Genomic DNA, 18,478 nt, shown 5'->3' on the forward strand with positions numbered 1-18,478 from the left:
AGAACATGAGAAAAAAGAGATTTTGGATAGATGGTTTATGCGCGGCATGCTGCCTGGTGATGGCGGCGGCAGTGATAGGATGTGCCATTCCTGGGAAGAAAGCGGAGGCTGGACCGGCACAGGAGATGGATGATTCGTATTCGAAAGAAGAAGTACGCACGTTAGCAGAAACAGCGGATGAAACGACGGTCTGGAGTGCGTACTGGGATTGTGCCGATACCCTGCGCGTGCTTCGCTCAGAGAAAGAGTACATCCAGGCAGTCAGTCTGTTTGAGGCATATTTTAAGGATGATGAGATTGTGATCCCGGAGGCAACCGAGAAGATATTGAACCAGATTCGGAATCGGGAAACGATGCGGGATATGACGGTGTTTCTTTCGTTTGTCAATGATGTGGATCAGAATGGAACGATTGTCCAGAAGGATACAGATATTTTGAAAAAGCACATTGGAAGTGAGGCGGCGGCGCAGGCACACGCGGAACATCTGGTGGAGATCGCCTCAGAGGGAGGATATGACGGAGTCGAGATTGATTATGAGAAGATCCGTTCGGACATGGAACTCTGGGATGATTTTCTGAGGTTTGAGGATTTCCTTCTGGAAGCAGCGTCAGAGAAGGATCTGAAAGTGCGGATTGTGCTGGAACCGTCCACGCCGGTTGAGGACCTTACTTTCCCGGAGGGGGCGGAATATGTTGTCATGTGCTACAATCTGTATGGGGGTGGTACGGAACCGGGCCCTAAGGCGGATCGGGATTTTCTGAAGGAACTAAAGGAACGGTTTGGAATGCTGTCGGATATCTCCTATGCATTTGCAGACGGCGGATTTGACTGGGAGGGAGATTCACAGAAAGCAAAGCAGCTGCGGGCATCAGAGGCGGCAGAAATGGCAGAAAGATACGAAGCCAAGCCGGTGCGGGACGTAGCCAGCGGTGCGCTGCACTTTGAGTATACGAAAAGCGGGACGAAACATACGGTGTGGTATGCGGATGAAGAGACGTTGAAACTCTGGGCTGAATGGTTAAAAGAAGAAGGCGCGGATCCACTTCATGTGAGTCTCTGGAGGCTGTGACAAAAAATGTCCAACCCAAATGTCAACCCAAATAAAAATCATTCTTGACATTTTGCCAAAATTGCTGTATGATACCTCTGATATGGAAAATCTTAACATTTTAAGAGTCATCCATGCAAATATACCTGACCACCTGTGAAACAGGGAATGGCCATACGGACAGCCGGGTCAAATGCCGATTGGCAGTGCGAGCTGCCCTATTGATTGAGTTAAAAGCTCAATTTTATAAGTTGGTTACTTTACAACCAGTGCTCATGCACATCAACTTGTAAAACGGTCAATAAGAGTGGTAAAAGTAGATATTTGCTATATAGACTCTGAATGTGAGATTTCTGTGGATAAAAAGGTTTTGCAGTATATGCGGTAAATAGAGACAAGGGAAGATTTCGTAGCTATACGGCAGATTTGTAAAAATAGAGTGAAGCAGAAAAAGAACGTTTTGCGGATGATGTGGAGACACGTCATCCGCTTTTTTTCATAGGAAATTACGTCCTATGAAAAAAACGCTCCGCGAGGATGCGCACTCGCGCGAAGCAGAAACATGTCGCAAGCGACCGCGCTCGGCGCGAGAATGTGCCAAGGCACATTCTTTTTTATGTGTAATAGGAAATTCCTTGGAATTTCCTATTACATGATCAACACCATTTATATTTCAGGAGAAGGAAGATATGGATCACAGCGAAAAATTAAAATTATACGGCTTTAATAACCTGACAAAGGCGCTTAGCTTTAATATCTATGATGTCTGTTATGCCAAGACACCGAGGGAGCAGAAGGATTATATTGCCTACATCGATCAGCAGTACAATTCGGAACGCCTGACCCGGATCCTAACATCGCTGACGGATATGATCGGGGCACGGGTATTGAGTATTTCCCAGCAGGACTACGATCCGCAGGGGGCTTCGGTCACACTTCTGATTGCGGAAGGCTCTATGGTGCCGGTGCAGGGGGAGACGCAGGTGGCGCATCTGGATAAGAGCCATGTGACCGTCCATACCTATCCGGAATACCATCCGGAGACCTGTCTGGCGACCTTCCGGGTGGATATCGATGTGGCGACCTGCGGGGAGATCACGCCGCTTTCGACTCTCGATTACCTGATCGGTTCGTTTGATTCGGACATCATCACGATGGACTACCGGGTGCGCGGGTTCACGCGGGATGTGGACGGAAAAAAGCTGTTTATGGATCGTGAGATCCGCTCGATTCAGGATTATATCTCCAAGGAAACGCTGCGGCGCTACGATGTGGTCGATATCAATGTGTACGAGGCGAATCTGTTCCATACCAAGATGATGCTGAAAGAGATCGATCTGCAGAATTATCTGTTTAAGACAGATGTCTATGAACTTCCGCCGACCACCAGACTCAGTATTATGGAGAGCCTGCGGCGGGAGATGATTGAAATTTTCAGCGGAAGAAATGTGTTTTAAAAGAAATGCTTTTTGAGAGGAAAGAGAAGAGTTTGACTGGAAAATACCGCGAAAACCAGGGAAATTCGATAGAAGAAACGAATGAGTGATTTTCAGGAGGGACGGCAGATGGAAGAAGAGAGAAGAAATCTGGAGCCGGGCGTCGGACGGAGTGCACGGCGCAGAAAGGAAGCTTCAGGACCGAAAGAAACGGGGGGAGGCAGTCGAAGAGATGACGCGCTGACCCAGGAGCGCGCGCCGATCTATGAGGCGCTGGAAGCATTTCAGAAGATGCGCGTGGTGCCGTTTGATGTGCCGGGGCACAAGAGGGGGCGCGGCAACCCGGAGCTGACGAAACTTTTAGGAGAGACCTGCATGCGGCTGGACGTCAATTCCATGAAGCCGCTCGATAACCTCTGCCATCCGGTGTCCGTCATCGCGGATGCGGAGCAGCTGGCGGCTGAGGCATTCGGGGCGGCACACGCATTCCTGATGGTCGGCGGTACGACATCGGCAGTTCAGAGCATGGTGCTGACGGCAGTCAAGCGGGGCGAGAAGATTATATTGCCGCGAAATGTCCACCGCAGCGTCATGGGCGCCATGGTGCTTGGAGGCGCGGTTCCGGTCTATGTGAATCCGGCGGGTGATAAGAGACTGGGGATTCCTCTTGGAATGCGTGTGGAAGATGTGCGCCGGGCGATCAAGGAAAATCCAGATGCTAAGGCGGTGTTTGTGAATAATCCGACGTATTACGGCATTTGTTCGGATCTGCGCTCGATCGTAAAGCTGGCACATGAGCATGGGATGTTGTGTTTAGCTGATGAGGCACATGGAACCCATTTTTATTTCGGGGAAAATATGCCGATTTCCGCGATGGCAGCTGGGGCGGATATGGCGGCGGTTTCGATGCACAAATCGGGCGGAAGCCTGACGCAGAGCTCGATTCTTCTGACGGGTCCGGGTATGTCCGCCGGGTATGTCCGCCAGATTATCAATCTGACGCAGACGACGAGCGGTTCCTACCTGCTCCTTTCCAGCCTCGATATCTCCAGACGGAACCTGGCGCTTCGCGGGCGTGAGGCATTTAAGCAGGTGGTGGAGCTGGCGGAGTATGCGAGAACAGAAATCAACCGGATTGGCGGTTATTATGCCTATTCGAAGGAGTTGATAAACGGCGACAGCATTTATGATTTCGATGTGACCAAACTTTCAATTCACACGCGCGATATCGGGCTGGCGGGGATCGAGGTTTATGATCTTCTCCGGGACGAGTACGATATCCAGGCGGAATTTGGTGATCTGGGAAATATTCTGGCATATCTGTCCATCGGTGACCGGCAGCGGGAGGTAGAGCGCCTGGTCAGCGCACTGGCGGAGATCAAGCGCCGGTTCAGCCGGGATAAATCGACGCTGATGGATTTTGACTATATTGACCCGATCGTGGCGATGTCGCCGCAGGAGGCATTTTACGGAGAAAAAGAATCTCTTCCGATCCGCGAGACAGCCGGGCGTGTGTGCAGTGAGTTTGTCATGTGCTACCCGCCGGGCATCCCGATTCTGACGCCGGGCGAGCAGATCACGGAAGAGATCATTGACTACATTGCGTATGCGCTGGAAAAAGGATGTTCAATGACTGGACCGGAGGATCCGGGGATTGAGCGCCTGAATGTGCTGAAATAGATAAGCAGTAGATAGAAAGGGGAAAATTATGAATTTCTGGTTTTCAGAGAATCATACGCCAAATGTGAAAATTTCCATCCGGGTGGATCGCCAGCTTTACAGCGGAAAGAGCGAGTTTCAGCGGATCGATGTCTTTGATTCGCCGGAATTTGGGCGTTTTTTGACTTTGGATGGATATATGATGCTGACGGAAAAGGATGAATTTATCTATCACGAAATGATCACGCATGTGCCGATGGCAGTGCATCCGTTGGTCAAAAAGGTACTGGTAATTGGAGCCGGGGATGGAGGCGTGATCCGGGAGCTGACCCGCTATCCGGAGATCGAGCACGTCGACATGGTGGAGATCGATCCGCTGGTGGTGGAGGTCTGTCGGAAATATCTGCCGAAGACAGCGTGCCGTCTCGATGATCCGAGACTCTCGATCCACTATGAGGATGGGCTGAAATATGTCCGCTTTAAGGAAAATGAATACGATCTGATCATCGTGGATTCGACCGACCCGTTTGGACCGGGCGAGGGGCTTTTTACCCGGGAATTTTACGGGAACTGCTATAAGGCGTTAAAAGAGGACGGCATCATGGTCAATCAGCATGAAAGCCCGTTTTATGCCGAGGACGCGGAGGCGTGCAAGCGGGCACATAAGCGGATCGTAGAGTCGTTTCCCATCAGCCGCGTCTATCAGGCGCATATTCCGACCTACCCGTCCGGGCACTGGCTGTTTGGATTTGCGTCGAAGAAATACCATCCGTTAAAGGATTTGGATGAGACAAGATGGAACCTGCGGGGACTGGACTGCCGGTATTATACGACGACCCTGCATAAAGGGGCATTTTACCTGCCGGCATATGTGGAGGAGATGTTAGAAGATGTTGAAGGCAAATATTGAGACGTTTCTGGCGTGTGACGCCAGCTATGAGGAGGCGGGGATCGTGCTCTACGGCGCGCCGTTTGACTCAACCACTTCGTACCGCCCGGGCACCCGGTTCGGCTCACGGGCGATCCGCTCGGAATCCTATGGGCTGGAATCGTATTCGCCGTACCAGGACCGTGATCTGACCGATTACGCCGTGTTTGACGCGGGCGATCAGGAGCTCTGCTTTGGCGATGCATCGTTAGCGTTAAAGGAGCTGCGGGAGCGGGCGGCACAGATTGCCGGAGATGGCAAGATCCCATTTATGCTGGGCGGCGAGCACCTGGTGACTCTGGCACCGGTGCAGGCACTGGCAGAGAAATATCCGGATCTGCATATCATCCATTTTGATGCACATGCTGATCTGCGGGACGATTATCTGGGTGCGAAACTTTCGCACGCCTGTGTGCTGCGCCGCTGCTGGGAAGTCCTGGGAGACGGCAGGATCACGCAGTTTGGTATCCGCTCCGGCGACCGGGAGGAATGGCGCTGGGGAAAAGAACACGTGACGACGCATCCATTTATTGTGGATATGGAAGTCCTTCAGGAAACGCTTCGGAAACTGGAAGGAAAACCGGTGTATTTTACCCTGGATCTGGATGTGCTGGATCCGAGTGTGTTTCCGGGAACAGGAACGCCGGAACCGGGCGGAATCAGTTTTGAGGAACTTCGACGGGCAGTCACGCAGATCTGCAGCGTAGCTCGGATTGTTGGATGTGATGTGAATGAATTATCCCCGGCGCTGGATGCGTCCGGTGCATCGACGGCGGTGGCGTGCAAGATTGTAAGGGAGATGCTGCTGGCGCTGTTAGGAAATCCAAAGATTAAGTAAGAAATGTTTTTGGCGGGTCCCAAGGTCAAAAATTCTCCTGCAAGCAAGCTTGCGTCGAACTTCTGACCTTTTGACCCTGGTATCATCAAATAAAAGTGTGTGTTTGAGACATGAACTGAAAAGTGTTTGAACAAAAGCAAATGTGAAATTAGGATTATAAAATGGAACAAAAACAGAGTACATTTCAGAATACAGGAGGAAAAAAGATGGGAAAAGCGTTAATTATCGGATGTGGAGGCGTAGCTTCCGTAGCAATTCACAAGTGCTGCCAGAACAGCGAGGCATTTGAGGAGATCTGCATTGCAAGCCGGACAAAGTCCAAATGCGATGCGCTGAAAGAAAAATTAGAGGGAACCACCAAGACGAAGATCCAGACCGCACAGGTGGATGCAAACAACGTGGACGAGCTGATTGCCCTGATTGAGAAATTTAACCCGGATGTGGTGCTGAACCTGGCGCTTCCGTACCAGGATCTGACAATCATGGATGCCTGCCTGGCGACGAAGACCCATTATATCGATACTGCGAACTATGAGCCGGAGGACACGGCAAAATTTGAATACAAATGGCAGTGGGCATACCGTGAGAAATTTAAAGAGGCGGGCATTACCGCACTGCTGGGAAGCGGCTTTGATCCGGGTGTAACTGGCGTATTTTCGGCGTATGCGCTGAAACATGAGTTTGACGAGATCAACTACATCGACATTCTGGATTGCAACGGCGGCGACCACGGCTATCCGTTTGCAACCAATTTTAACCCGGAGATCAATATCCGGGAGGTGTCGGCAAACGGTTCTTACTGGGAAGATGGACACTGGGTAGAGACGAAACCGATGGAGATCAAGAGAGAGTATGATTTTGACGGCGTCGGCATGAAGGATATGTATCTGCTTCATCATGAGGAGATCGAATCGTTGGCGCTCAATATGCCGGGAATCAAGCGGATCCGCTTCTTCATGACCTTCGGTCAGAGCTACCTGACCCATTTAAAGTGCCTGGAGAATGTCGGCATGACCTCGATCGAGCCGATTATGTACGAAGGAAAAGAGATCGTACCGCTGCAGTTCTTAAAGGCAGTGCTTCCGGATCCGGCATCCCTTGGTCCGCGTACCGTTGGAAAAACAAATATCGGATGCATTTTCCAGGGTAAGAAGGATGGAAAAGAGAAGAAGTATTACTTATATAATATCTGCGATCATCAGGAGTGCTACAAAGAGGTTGGTTCTCAGGCGATCTCCTACACAACCGGTGTACCGGCGATGATCGGCGCGATGCTGGTGATGAATGGAACCTGGCAGAAACCGGGCGTTTATAATATTGAAGAATTTGATCCGGATCCATTTATGGATGCGTTAAATAAATGGGGACTTCCGTGGAAGGAATCCTGGGATCCGGCACTGGTGGATTAAGGTAAAAATGCTTCCATTAAGAAAATGGTTTTATTTTGCGTTTTTTTAGGCGCAGGAAGAGAACGGACACGGAAGATGGAAGAAAGAAAGGAAGGAAAACAGATGCAGGAACGGGAGGCGGCTGGGGTTCTCCGGGACACGGCGGCGATCCGCACACCATTTTATGTGGTGGATGAGACGCTTTTAAAGAAAAATCTGGAAATTTTGAAGGATACGGCAGAGCGGGCTGGATGCCGGATTCTGCTGGCACAGAAAGCATTTTCCATGTATTCGGTCTACCCGCTGATTCGCCAGTATCTGTCGGGAACCGCGGCGAGCGGGCTTTATGAGGCACGGCTTGGAAAAACGGAGTTTGGCGGGGAGACCCATGTGTTTTCTGCCGCCTACCGTCGGGATGAGTTTGATGAGATTTTAAATTATGCCGACCACATCGTTTTTAACACGCCGGGGCAGGTGCTGAAATTCGGTGAAAAAGTAAAAAAAGCCGGAAAACAGGCGGGACTCCGGCTGAACCCGGAGTGTTCCACGCAGGAGGGGCACGCGATCTATGATCCGTGTGTGCCGGGATCCCGCATGGGGACGACTCTTTCGATGCTTTCGGAGGCTGGAAGCTTTGAAGAAACTATCCTTCCGTATCTGGATGGATTCCATATGCATACGCTCTGCGAGCAGAATTCAGATGACCTGGAGACGACGCTGCGGGCAGCGGAGGAGAAGTTTGGAGCCTGGTTTTCAAAGGTAAAATGGCTGAACCTGGGCGGCGGACACCACATTACGAGAGAAGATTATGACCGGGAACGCCTGATCCGCCTGGTGCGCGGGCTGCGCGAAAAATATGGGGTAGAAGTATACCTGGAACCGGGCGAGGCAGTTGTCTTAAACGCGGGATTTCTTGTGACTTCCGTGCTGGAGACGATGGAAAACGGCATGCAGATTGCAATTCTGGATACCTCGGCGGCCTGCCATATGCCGGATGTGCTGGAAATGCCGTACCGTCCGCCGCTTATCGGAGCGGGAGAAGCGGGCGAAAAGCCGTATACGTTCCGCCTGGGCGGACCAACCTGTCTTTCGGGAGACTGTATCGGGGATTATTCGTTTGATGCACCGCTAAAAGAGGGCGGGCGGCTGGTGTTTGGCGATATGGCACTCTATACGATGGTCAAAAATAATACCTTTAATGGAATGCCGCTTCCGTCGATCGTATACCGGCATGAAGATGGGACAGCGGAAGTGGTGCGGGCGTTTGGATATGAGAATTTTGTGGGACGGTTGTAAGCTTGGGGCGAATCGGGGATTGTATTTTTTTATTAAAAAGAGTAAAATGAAATGACTTGCAGAAAGATTACAAAGAATGTCTGCGAGGACAGCCGTTATACATTGTTACACAGTATGGGAATAACGGTTACACAAGTTTTAGAGAATAAAAGGATAGAGAGATAAAGTTATGATACAGGATATCGCACCACATCGCTATGACAATACATACCACATTCAGAAACCTGGAGCACAGGACTACGTCTTCTGCATCCAGAAAAGCCGGATTCTTCTGCGTGAGACCGTGGAGGAACATGTGCTTACTATCCCGCGCCGGGAGGAGATTGAGGAGGCAGTTCCGGAACTGATGGATCGGGCGGTTTATCTCTTTTCGGTTGATGAGAAGCCGTATTTTCTGGTCAGTGTGCCGGAGAAAGAAGCGGAAGAGATTCTGGCAAAGCTAAAAGAAGGTGCTGGTCAGATGCCTGTTTCAGACAAAAATCATATGGAAGCTGGGAAGATGGCTTCTGGTGCACTGGAAGGGGCAGAAAAAGAGCCGGAGCAGCTTTGCTATGCATGGAAAACGTCAACCGACATCCGCGGGATGGAGCCGATGCACCAGGCATTTGCAGCGATCACGGCGGTGCAGCTGTGGCGCTGGAGACAGAGCCGTCAGTTTTGCGGACGCTGTGGGGCAAAGACGCAGGACAGCCGGACCGAGCGGGCACTCGTCTGCCCGGTCTGCGGTCAGACGGAATATCCAAAGATCTCCCCGGCAGTCATCGTGGCGATCACGAACGGGAACAAACTTCTTATGTCGCGCTACCGCGTCAACCACAGTACCTACCGTGGGTATGCGCTGATCGCTGGATTTGTCGAGATCGGAGAGACATTTGAAGAGACCGTCCGCCGCGAAGTGATGGAGGAAGTCGGGCTGAAAGTTAAAAATATCCGCTATTTCAAGAGTCAGCCGTGGGCATTTACTGATACGGAGATGATCGGATTTTTTGCAGAACTGGATGGGGACGATAAGATCCGGCTGCAGGAGGACGAGCTTTCTGAGGCAGGCTGGTATACGCGTGAGGAGATCCCGGACGATGCACGCCTCATCAGTGTCGGAACCGAGATGAAGATGTATTTTAAATACGGTCCGGACTGGGAGAAAAAGTGGCAGGAACACCAGAAATGATGTGTTGATATATCGTTAATGTACACAGGTAGGCACTTTTGGAACCGAAAGTGCCGTAAGAAAACGTGGTGGCAGCAGGAATTTGCCGTATTTAAATGCGGAGCCACGGCAAATTCCGTTACTGGGCACATATGCGTGAACAGTAATGATATAGCTCTGGGGAATGCTAGGCATTCCTTTTAATTAGTTGACAAACTGAGAATTGGTTGCTATCATTAAGGCTATACGAACAAGACAGAAGATCAAGGTGGGAAGATTGCATGAGCAGAATTGTGTTATCACTGCTGGTAGATAATACTGCCGGCGTTTTAAGCCGTGTGGCTGGACTTTTCAGCCGCCGCGGATATAATATCGAAAGTCTTACAGTTGGCGTGACCGCGGATCCGAGATACTCCCGTATGACGGTTGTATCGCTGGGCGATCATCAGGTTCTGGAGCAGATTCAGAAGCAGCTTGGAAAACTGGAAGATGTACACGACATAAAGGAACTGCGGGAAGGTCATTCCGTATACCGTGAGCTGATGCTCGTCAAGGTGAGGGCAAATGCGAACCAGCGGATGGCGATCAATGCAATTTCCGAGATTTTCCGTGCGTCGATTGTCGATGTGGGAAAAGATTCTGTCACTGTTATGCTGACAGGCGACCAGTCCAAACAGGACGCGCTGATTAATCTTCTGGAAGATTATGAGATTCTGGAATTAGCCAGAACAGGTCTTACAGGTCTTTCCAGAGGTGCCGATGATATCCGCTATCTGCCATAGTACATCAGTCGATAGACTGGATACAAGGCATTCAACAGGTTTACAAAGTTTGGTCCAAAGACGCACAGAGAGGCGCCGGTCTATGCTTTATAATAAATTTATTTTATTTTTGTTAGATCCAAGGAGGAAATGAAAAATGGCAGCAAAGATTTACTATCAGGAAGATTGTAATTTATCCTTATTAGAAGGACAGAAGATTGCTATTATCGGTTACGGCAGCCAGGGTCATGCACATGCCCTGAACTTAAAAGAGTCCGGATGCGATGTTATCATCGGTCTTTACAAGGGCAGCAAGTCTTGGGCAAAAGCAGAGGCACAGGGATTTAAAGTATACACCGCAGCAGAGGCTGCAAAACAGGCTGATATCATCATGATCCTGATCAACGATGAGCTTCAGGCAGATATGTACAAGAAAGACATCGAGCCAAACCTGGAAGAGGGCAATATGCTTATGTTCGCTCATGGCTTTAACATCCACTTCGGATGCATCAAACCGCCGAAGAATGTCGATGTAACCATGATCGCTCCGAAGGCACCGGGTCACACTGTAAGAAGTGAGTATCAGGCTGGTAAAGGTACACCGTGCCTGGTAGCAGTAGAGCAGGATTACACAGGCAAGGCACTTGACCGCGCACTGGCTTATGGTCTTGGCATTGGCGGCGCTAGAGCTGGTCTTCTGGAGACTACATTCCGTACCGAGACTGAGACAGACCTCTTCGGTGAGCAGGCAGTTCTTTGCGGCGGTGTTTGCGCTCTGATGCAGGCTGGTTTCGAGACTCTGTGTGAGGCTGGTTATGACCCGAGAAATGCTTACTTCGAGTGTATCCACGAGATGAAGCTGATCGTAGACCTGATTTATCAGTCTGGTTTCGCTGGTATGAGATACTCCATCTCCAACACAGCTGAGTACGGCGATTATGTAACCGGACCGAAGATCGTTACCGCTGAGACAAAGAAAGCTATGAAGAAAATTCTGTCCGATATCCAGGACGGTACCTTTGCAAAAGAGTTCTTACTGGATATGTCTCCGGCAGGTCGTCAGGTACACTTCCAGGCTATGAGAAAGCTTGCTTCCGAGCATCCGTCTGAGAAAGTCGGCGCAGAGATCCGTAAGCTTTACAGCTGGAACAACGAGAACGATAAGCTGATCAACAACTAATCGTTTTTCGAATATAGGAAATCTTATACAGGGCTGCTGCAGTTTTGCAGCGGTCCTGTTTTTTTGTTTCATAGGAAATTCTTTGGAATGTTCTATTACACAAAAAGGCACATTCTTTTTATATGAATGGGAAAGGAAACGCGGATGAAACGCTATGATGACGTAAATATAATCAAGGCATACGCCTGTCTGGCGGTTTTTGGAAGTCATTGGTTCGGTACATTCGGGAGTTGGGGCAGCAATAAGGTAAATGCGCTGATGGAAATAGGACCGCTTCCCCTGTTCCGCTATGGAACCTTCGGGGTTAGTCTTTTTTTGATGATCAGCGGAATGCTGATAGCCGATAAGGTATATTCCGGGCGGTTTACTTCGTGGAGCTTAGAGATCCTGCGCCGCTATCTGAAACTGACCTGCCCGCTGACGGTCACCTTTCTGCTGGCATATCTATTTTACCGGGGCGGTCTCTTCTACACGGTGCGGGTTGCGCCGCGCCTGGAAAATGAGTGGCTGAGCAACTTTTACAGCTATCTGCCAGGCGGTCTGAAGGCGCTCCGCTATGCCTGGTTTGATACAATCTTCAAGGCTGATTCAACGTACTATGGTCCGTCCTGGATGCTGACCTACACTTTCATGGGAAGTATTCTGACTCTTGTACTTTCATCCGCCCTCCGGGAAGTAGGAACCCGCCAGAAAATCCTGATTCTGTCAGGCGTCGCGGCAGTGCTGATCGGAATGAACAGCTTTTATATCTGCCTGCTTCTGGGAAATGGGATCTGTCTGCTGATGCGGGCAGTTGAGAAGTCCATGAAAGAAAGAGAGCGAAAAGAGAATCTGCTTAAAGATGGAGAAGGAAAATATGGCATCTTTGGTGCTGCCCTCTGGATTTTCAGCATCTGGTTCGTCCGAAAATCTTTCTGGATCGGAACCACATTGGGAGCGCATGGATTTCCAGGCGGACTCGGAACCATGGAATTCTATGGTCATGTTGCTGCATTCCTGATGATTTTAGGCTTCCGTCTCTTCTGGCTCGGCGGTCTGGAAACCTGGCTTCCGGAGACCCTCAAAAAAATGATTCTGTGGATCGGCGAGTATAGCATGGGAATCTTCCTGACACACTGGCTTGTGATTGCCAGCTTTTCCTGTTGGTTTTACAGCATTTATTCTGAGGCGGGAGAGAAGCTGGCGATCGGGGTGAATCTGGTTCTGAGCTGTATTTTAATAGGAATTTGTTCGAAAGTGTATGTCTGGCTGGTAGATGGGAAAATATTTCCATGTGTGTGGAAATGTGTGAAGAATATTTTAAAAGAAAATCGGTAACTGCTCAGTAGGTCTGCGCATTTACTGCGCTGACCGTACGAAAACATGGGCCAGCAGGCAAAAATTCCATTGCCGCAGGCAATTTTTAATGAATTTTTGCGCGTGACTGTGAAGGTACTGAACAGTTACGAAAATTGATAAAAATAGGAACTAAACAGAAAAAGTCCGGCATATGGCAGCTTGACCGCCATGCGCCGGACTTTTTCGTTTCATAGGAAATGGCGTCCGTGTTGCCAATTATTTCATCATTCCGAACAAAATTGCACAAAATCATTCATCGTCCGCGTCATCGCCGACGGATGATAAGCAAATCCAATCGTCCGGTTTCGGATTGGCGCTTCCAGCGGGAGTTCGATCAGCGAACCATCCTTTAATTCTTCCTGCACAAACTCGCGGATCACACATCCGATTCCGAGCCCCGTTTTGGCAAATTCAATCAGAAGATCCATCGTCGTCGCCTCTAAAATCTGCTTCGGTTCAATTCCGTGCTCTGCAAAGTACGCATCAATGTGGGTGCGCGTCATATTGCTGCGGTCGAGCAACAGGATTGTCCCGGATTCGAACGGATCGACGTCGGCACCTTCGCGGATCCGCAGATTTTCCAGATAAGACCGGGTGCAGACAAAGGTGTCCTCGATTCGCATGACGGGAAGAAACGAAAGGCTGCGGCGGTTTTTCGGCTCGGCGATCAGACCGATGTCGAGCTTCTGCTGTTCCAGCATCGAGATTGTGCGTGCAGTGTCCTGACTTTCAATCAAAATGCGGACGTGCGGGTACTGTGCAATAAATCCTTTTAAATAAGGAAGAAGAATATATTTGCACAGCGTGTTGCTAACGCCGATCTTGAGCTGTCCGATGTGGAGGTTCTGGATCTGTTTTAGCTCATTTTCACCGCGCTCCAGAGCTTCAAAGGCGGCTTCCACATGCTGAAATAAGACCTGTCCCTCTGCGGTCAGGGAGACGCCGCGGGAATTGCGGATAAAAAGTGCCATGCCGAGGCTTTCTTCCAGCTTGCTGATTGATTTGCTGATCGCGGGCTGGCTGATAAAAAGTTCCTTGGCGGCGCGGGAAATATTACCGGCGCGTGCAACGGCGTAGAAAATACGGTACTGGGTTAAATGTTGTTCCATAATACTCCTTTATATCTATAAAGCTACAGTTCACACGTTGTGCAAAATGTGACAGGATTTTGCGGATGCTTCGTATTCCAATCGGAAAAATCGGTGACACTATAACGTTACTGGGCACGTTTTCTTACGGCCCTTTCGGTTCCAAAAGTGCCTACCCGTGAACAGTGACACTATAACTTCGACTCATAGTATCTATTAATAATATATATTTGTATTATAACAGAACCGGTGCTATAATACAAACATAAAAAAGCAAAAGATGGCAGCGGCACCGTTGGAACAGAGTTTTTTCCTATAACAGTAAGGGCATCGGAGCCGTTACCAAGTATGTATATGCAGGAGGAAATAAATCATGGGAATGACAATGACACAGAAGATCCTGGCAGCGCACGCGGGTCTTGCAGAGGTAAAAGCAGGACAGTTGATCGAAGCAGATCTGGATCTGGTTCTTGGAAATGATATCACAACGCCGGTAGCGGTCAATGAGATGAAGAAGATGGACAACCAGACGGTATTCAATCATGACAAAATTGCGCTGGTTATGGATCATTTTATCCCGAATAAGGATATCAAGTCGGCGGAAAACTGCAAATGCTGTCGTGAATTTGCCTGTCGTCATGATATCACCAACTATTTTGACGTAGGAGAGATGGGAATCGAGCATGCACTCCTTCCGGAAAAAGGTCTGGTTGTAGCAGGTGATGCAGTCATCGGTGCGGATTCCCATACCTGTACATACGGCGCACTTGGCGCATTCTCTACAGGTGTCGGCAGTACCGATATGGCAGCTGGCATGGTAACCGGTAAGGCTTGGTTCAAGGTACCGTCCGCGATCAAGTTCAACCTGATCGGCAAACCGGCAAAATGGGTCAGTGGTAAAGATGTCATTCTTCACATTATCGGTATGATCGGCGTAGATGGCGCGCTGTACCGTTCCATGGAGTTTGTCGGCGAGGGCATCAAGAACCTTTCCATGGATGACCGTTTCACGATCTGCAACATGGCGATCGAGGCAGGCGGCAAGAACGGTATCTTTCCGGTTGATGAGAAGACCATTGAGTACTTAAAAGAGCATTCTAAACGTGATTTCAAGGTATATGAGGCAGATCCGGATGCAGAGTATGACGAAGAGTACACCATAGACTTATCTGAGTTAAAGCCGACCGTATCCTTCCCACACCTTCCGGAGAATACGAGAACGATCGATGAGGTGGGTGACATTGCGATCGATCAGGTTGTCATTGGCTCCTGTACGAACGGACGTATCGAGGATATGCGTATCGCAGCTGAGATCTTAAAGGGCAGAAAAGTGAAAAAAGGTCTGCGCTGCATCGTGATTCCGGCGACACAGGCGATCTATTTACAGTCCATGAAAGAGGGACTTTTAGAGACCTTCATCGAGGCTGGTGCCGTTGTCAGCACTCCGACCTGCGGTCCGTGCCTGGGCGGTTATATGGGTATCCTGGCAGAAGGCGAGAGATGTGTATCCACGACCAACCGTAACTTCGTTGGACGTATGGGACACGTGGATTCTGAGATTTATCTGGCAAGCCCGGCAGTGGCAGCAGCCAGCGCCATTACCGGAAAAGTGAGCGGACCGGCGGAACTGGGACTGTAATAGGCATAAAAGTTTAGGAATAAGTAAAACGGATGTAACTGTTCAGTAGATCTGCGGGTGACTGTGAAGGTGCTGAACAGTTACAAACGGATATTACGGTTCGGGGAAGGGGTTCCTGCAACCGCAGGTGCTGTCTCGTGAATTGGAATAAAATAACAGGATAAATCGCAGGAGGATATAGAAATGAAAGCAAATGGACATGTATTTAAATATGGAGACAATGTAGATACAGACGTTATCATCCCGGCAAGATACTTAAACTCTCCGGATGGCAACGAGCTGGCAAAACATTGTATGGAAGATATTGATAAAGAGTTTGTAAATAAAGTACAGAAGGGTGATATCATCGTAGCAAATAAGAACTTTGGCTGCGGTTCTTCCCGCGAGCATGCGCCGCTGGCAATCAAATGTGCAGGAGTAAGCTGTGTTATTGCTGAGACGTTTGCACGTATTTTCTACCGCAACTCTATTAATATCGGTCTGCCGATCATCGAGTGCCCGGAGGCTGCAAAAGCAATCGCGGCTGGTGATGAGGTAGAGGTTGATTTTGACAGCGGTGTGATTACCGATAAAACCACCGGCCAGAGCTTCCAGGGGCAGGCGTTCCCGGAGTTCATGCAGAAGATCATCACAGCCGGTGGACTGGTAAACTATATCAACCAGAAATAAGAGGAGTGCACTAAATTTGTCTCCAGAAAGGATTTAGCTTATGACAAAAACAAACGTAATGCGTCTTTTAGACGCGGCTGGAATCGATTATGAAGCAGGCGAGTATGAAGTAGATGAGGACGACTTATCCGGCAGCCATGCGGCGGATATGATGGGGATGGACCATGACACGATGTTCAAAACGCTCGTTTTAAAGGGCGATAAGAACGGCTATCTGGTCTGCTGTATCCCGGTCGATGAGGAGCTGGACCTGAAAAAGGTGGCAAAGGCTTCCAAGGACAAGAAAGTGGAGATGATCCATATGAAGGAACTTCTTCCGCTGACCGGCTATATGCGAGGTGGTTGTTCCCCGATCGGCATGAAAAAGAAGTTCCCTACTTATATAGAAGAAACAGCGCAGATTTTCGACAAAATCAGCATCAGCGCGGGTCAGAGAGGTGTTCAGGTCATTCTGAATCCGGAGGAACTTGCAAAATATGTGGATGCACAGTTTGTAGCGCTGATCTAGAGTGGTAAGGAGTCTGTCTGACACCTTTACAGATACCATAATTGTTCTATTACAGTTGACATAAAAAACAGGCGACTTGATTCGCCTGTTTTTTTGACGGGCAGAATTTAACAGAATTGTAAAAAAATGAAAATTTTATACCAGCCAAAGTTTATAAAAATTGGGAAGAAAAAGCAAAAAAGTTTATAAAATGCTCACATAAATATTAAGGAAAAGTTAAATGAGAACGTGATTTGTCACAAAAATGTAAAAAAGACGTTGACTTTGAAGCCGGAAACCACATATAATGTCTCCCGTCACTTGAAGGAAGCGGCACAGGCAGAGAGGATCTGTCGTAACTGTTCACAGGTAGGAATTTTCTGAACTGAAAATTCCGTACGATACAGTTCTGGCAGCAGATTTTGCCGATTTGGAATGCGCAGCATCGGCAAAATCCCGTTGCTGGGCACACGTGTGTGAACAGTAACGATCTGTCCGTAGCTGTCAGAAAAAATCAGACAGCCAAAGAAGATGCCGCAGATGTTAAATGGCAGTCAGACCGGTTTTGGGAGGACTGCACTGATAGAAAGAGGAGAGTGTATGCCAAGCATTGACACATTTCTTCAGACTGCTTATCAGTTTATAAAGGCATTATTTGTCCGTGTGACAAAAAGGATGTACCGGACCGCAGCCGTATTGATGACGGGGGCAGCGGTTGTGACGGTGATAGCATTTAATTCGGTCAGTTTTGGCGGCGTTGGCAAAAATGCAGCCTCGGCACACCGGGAATATCCGGATGATGTGGAACTGACAGAAATGCTGCAGTCAGAAGAAACGACAGAGACAGAGAGCTTATCAGAATTTACGATTCTCGCCTCCAACGAGGAAAGTCAGCATCTACTTGGACAGAGACTGGAGCAGGGGATTCAGGATGAACTTGCGAAGGAAGCTCTGGAAGTAGAGGTAATCGAACGAGAAGTACGAATGCAGACCCAGCAGGCGGCGCAGGAAGCAGAAGAACGGGAGCGCCGGGAACGCGCAGTCATCTCTTACAGCGATGAAGATTACAGTGTTCTGCAGAAAATTGTGCAGGCGGAGGCGGGTGTGTGCGACGACAGGGGAAAGATACTGGTTGCAAATGTAATCATCAACCGGGTGAAAAACAAGAAATTCCCGAACAGCGTTAAAGCCGTTGTGTACGAACCATCCCAGTTCTCACCGGTACTGGATGGAACGATCAACAGCTGTAAGGTAACGCAGCAGACAATTGACTGCGTCAATCGTGCACTGGAAGGCGAGGATTACTCGGGCGGCGCCCTGTACTTCATGAACCGCGGAATCTCTGCTTCCTCCAATGTACGCTGGTTCGATGGCAAGCTGACCTATGTCATGCAGCATGGTGGACATGAATTTTACAAATAAAGAGTGAAACACGTTACTGTTCACGGGTAGGCACTTTTGGAACCGAAAGTGCCGTAAGAAAACGTGGTGGCAGCAGAAATTTGCCGTATTTAAATGCGAAGCCACGGCAAATTTCGTTGCTGGGCACGTATGCGTGAACAGTAACGGAAACAC

16 protein-coding genes are annotated in these 18,478 nt (G+C 49.2%); 15 read left to right on the forward strand and 1 reads right to left on the reverse strand.

Annotated elements, in window-relative coordinates:
- The first annotated feature begins 5 nt into the window (after positions 1 to 5).
- The 11 genes from DWX68_RS04305 (at position 6) to DWX68_RS04355 (ending at position 12,999) form a co-directional block, all read left to right on the forward strand.
- Positions 6 to 1,070, forward strand: coding sequence for a glycosyl hydrolase family 18 protein (locus DWX68_RS04305; protein ID WP_118628687.1), 1,065 nt, complete (start codon positions 6 to 8; stop codon positions 1,068 to 1,070).
- A gap of 668 nt (positions 1,071 to 1,738) precedes the next feature.
- A complete protein-coding gene (speD, locus tag DWX68_RS04310) occupies positions 1,739 to 2,506 on the forward strand; it encodes an adenosylmethionine decarboxylase (RefSeq protein WP_118468053.1) in 768 nt (255 codons plus the stop codon).
- An 81-nt stretch (positions 2,507 to 2,587) separates the two neighbouring features.
- Positions 2,588 to 4,165 carry an aminotransferase class I/II-fold pyridoxal phosphate-dependent enzyme gene (locus DWX68_RS04315; protein ID WP_279220401.1) on the forward strand — a complete coding sequence of 526 codons (1,578 nt, stop codon included), beginning with the start codon at positions 2,588 to 2,590 and terminating at the stop codon, positions 4,163 to 4,165.
- Between the two features lie 28 nt (positions 4,166 to 4,193).
- Entirely contained in the window at positions 4,194 to 5,054 is an 861-nt protein-coding gene (gene speE, locus DWX68_RS04320; protein WP_118628689.1) for a polyamine aminopropyltransferase, read from the forward strand.
- The gene (speB, locus tag DWX68_RS04325; RefSeq protein ID WP_118628690.1) at positions 5,035 to 5,910 is read left to right on the forward strand and encodes an agmatinase; all 876 of its coding nucleotides are present in this window, start codon (positions 5,035 to 5,037) and stop codon (positions 5,908 to 5,910) included. Before speE ends, speB begins: the two co-directional genes overlap by 20 nt.
- A 206-nt stretch (positions 5,911 to 6,116) precedes the next feature.
- A complete protein-coding gene (locus DWX68_RS04330; RefSeq protein WP_022360539.1) occupies positions 6,117 to 7,319 on the forward strand; it encodes a saccharopine dehydrogenase family protein in 1,203 nt (400 codons plus the stop codon).
- Positions 7,320 to 7,421: 102 nt separating this feature from the next.
- Positions 7,422 to 8,594, forward strand: a complete 1,173-nt coding sequence (nspC, locus tag DWX68_RS04335; RefSeq protein ID WP_118628719.1) for a carboxynorspermidine decarboxylase — start codon at positions 7,422 to 7,424, stop codon at positions 8,592 to 8,594.
- 169 nt (positions 8,595 to 8,763) lie between these two features.
- Entirely contained in the window at positions 8,764 to 9,762 is a 999-nt protein-coding gene (nudC, locus tag DWX68_RS04340) for an NAD(+) diphosphatase (protein ID WP_118628691.1), read from the forward strand.
- 260 nt (positions 9,763 to 10,022) lie between these two features.
- Positions 10,023 to 10,523 carry an acetolactate synthase small subunit gene (gene ilvN, locus DWX68_RS04345; RefSeq protein WP_022360536.1) on the forward strand — a complete coding sequence of 167 codons (501 nt, stop codon included), beginning with the start codon at positions 10,023 to 10,025 and terminating at the stop codon, positions 10,521 to 10,523.
- A 136-nt stretch (positions 10,524 to 10,659) separates the two neighbouring features.
- Complete coding sequence (gene ilvC, locus DWX68_RS04350) at positions 10,660 to 11,682, forward strand: ketol-acid reductoisomerase (protein ID WP_118482033.1); 1,023 nt, start codon at positions 10,660 to 10,662, stop codon at positions 11,680 to 11,682.
- 126 nt (positions 11,683 to 11,808) lie between these two features.
- Positions 11,809 to 12,999: an acyltransferase family protein gene (locus tag DWX68_RS04355; protein WP_118628692.1), complete on the forward strand. Its 1,191-nt coding sequence runs from the start codon at positions 11,809 to 11,811 to the stop codon at positions 12,997 to 12,999.
- A 245-nt stretch (positions 13,000 to 13,244) separates the two neighbouring features.
- On the opposite strand, the gene DWX68_RS04360 is transcribed toward DWX68_RS04355, so the two are convergent.
- Positions 13,245 to 14,129, reverse strand: a complete 885-nt coding sequence (locus DWX68_RS04360; RefSeq protein WP_118628693.1) for a LysR family transcriptional regulator — start codon at positions 14,127 to 14,129, stop codon at positions 13,245 to 13,247.
- Between the two features lie 352 nt (positions 14,130 to 14,481).
- Here DWX68_RS04360 and leuC point away from each other — a divergent pair, with 352 nt between their 5' ends.
- The 4 genes from leuC to DWX68_RS04380 all read left to right on the forward strand — a co-directional run bounded on the left by leuC (position 14,482) and on the right by DWX68_RS04380 (position 18,325).
- Positions 14,482 to 15,747 (forward strand): 3-isopropylmalate dehydratase large subunit, encoded by a 1,266-nt coding sequence (leuC, locus tag DWX68_RS04365; protein ID WP_022359392.1) that lies wholly within the window; start codon positions 14,482 to 14,484, stop codon positions 15,745 to 15,747.
- A 183-nt stretch (positions 15,748 to 15,930) separates the two neighbouring features.
- Positions 15,931 to 16,416 carry a 3-isopropylmalate dehydratase small subunit gene (gene leuD, locus DWX68_RS04370; protein WP_022359393.1) on the forward strand — a complete coding sequence of 162 codons (486 nt, stop codon included), beginning with the start codon at positions 15,931 to 15,933 and terminating at the stop codon, positions 16,414 to 16,416.
- 40 nt (positions 16,417 to 16,456) lie between these two features.
- Complete coding sequence (gene ybaK / locus DWX68_RS04375) at positions 16,457 to 16,924, forward strand: Cys-tRNA(Pro) deacylase (RefSeq protein WP_117796452.1); 468 nt, start codon at positions 16,457 to 16,459, stop codon at positions 16,922 to 16,924.
- 579 nt (positions 16,925 to 17,503) lie between these two features.
- On the forward strand, positions 17,504 to 18,325 hold the full coding sequence (locus tag DWX68_RS04380) for a cell wall hydrolase (protein ID WP_022359395.1): 822 nt from the start codon (positions 17,504 to 17,506) through the stop codon (positions 18,323 to 18,325).
- Positions 18,326 to 18,478: the final 153 nt, after the last annotated feature.

Source organism: Clostridium sp. AF20-7 (genome assembly GCF_003479275.1).
Classification (GTDB): domain Bacteria; phylum Bacillota; class Clostridia; order Lachnospirales; family Lachnospiraceae; genus Otoolea; species Otoolea fessa.

Bases quoted from the DNA above. Each gene is read 5' to 3' on its own strand.
- DWX68_RS04305 (WP_118628687.1), top strand. From the start codon at position 6: ATGAGAAAAAAGAGATTTTGGATAGATGGTTTATGCGCGGCATGCTGC.
- speD (WP_118468053.1), top strand. From the start codon at position 1,739: ATGGATCACAGCGAAAAATTAAAATTATACGGCTTTAATAACCTGACA.
- DWX68_RS04315 (WP_279220401.1), top strand. From the start codon at position 2,588: ATGAGTGATTTTCAGGAGGGACGGCAGATGGAAGAAGAGAGAAGAAAT.
- speE (WP_118628689.1), top strand. From the start codon at position 4,194: ATGAATTTCTGGTTTTCAGAGAATCATACGCCAAATGTGAAAATTTCC.
- speB (WP_118628690.1), top strand. From the start codon at position 5,035: ATGTTGAAGGCAAATATTGAGACGTTTCTGGCGTGTGACGCCAGCTAT.
- DWX68_RS04330 (WP_022360539.1), top strand. From the start codon at position 6,117: ATGGGAAAAGCGTTAATTATCGGATGTGGAGGCGTAGCTTCCGTAGCA.
- nspC (WP_118628719.1), top strand. From the start codon at position 7,422: ATGCAGGAACGGGAGGCGGCTGGGGTTCTCCGGGACACGGCGGCGATC.
- nudC (WP_118628691.1), top strand. From the start codon at position 8,764: ATGATACAGGATATCGCACCACATCGCTATGACAATACATACCACATT.
- ilvN (WP_022360536.1), top strand. From the start codon at position 10,023: ATGAGCAGAATTGTGTTATCACTGCTGGTAGATAATACTGCCGGCGTT.
- ilvC (WP_118482033.1), top strand. From the start codon at position 10,660: ATGGCAGCAAAGATTTACTATCAGGAAGATTGTAATTTATCCTTATTA.
- DWX68_RS04355 (WP_118628692.1), top strand. From the start codon at position 11,809: ATGGGAAAGGAAACGCGGATGAAACGCTATGATGACGTAAATATAATC.
- DWX68_RS04360 (WP_118628693.1), bottom strand. From the start codon at position 14,129: ATGGAACAACATTTAACCCAGTACCGTATTTTCTACGCCGTTGCACGC.
- leuC (WP_022359392.1), top strand. From the start codon at position 14,482: ATGGGAATGACAATGACACAGAAGATCCTGGCAGCGCACGCGGGTCTT.
- leuD (WP_022359393.1), top strand. From the start codon at position 15,931: ATGAAAGCAAATGGACATGTATTTAAATATGGAGACAATGTAGATACA.
- ybaK (WP_117796452.1), top strand. From the start codon at position 16,457: ATGACAAAAACAAACGTAATGCGTCTTTTAGACGCGGCTGGAATCGAT.
- DWX68_RS04380 (WP_022359395.1), top strand. From the start codon at position 17,504: ATGCCAAGCATTGACACATTTCTTCAGACTGCTTATCAGTTTATAAAG.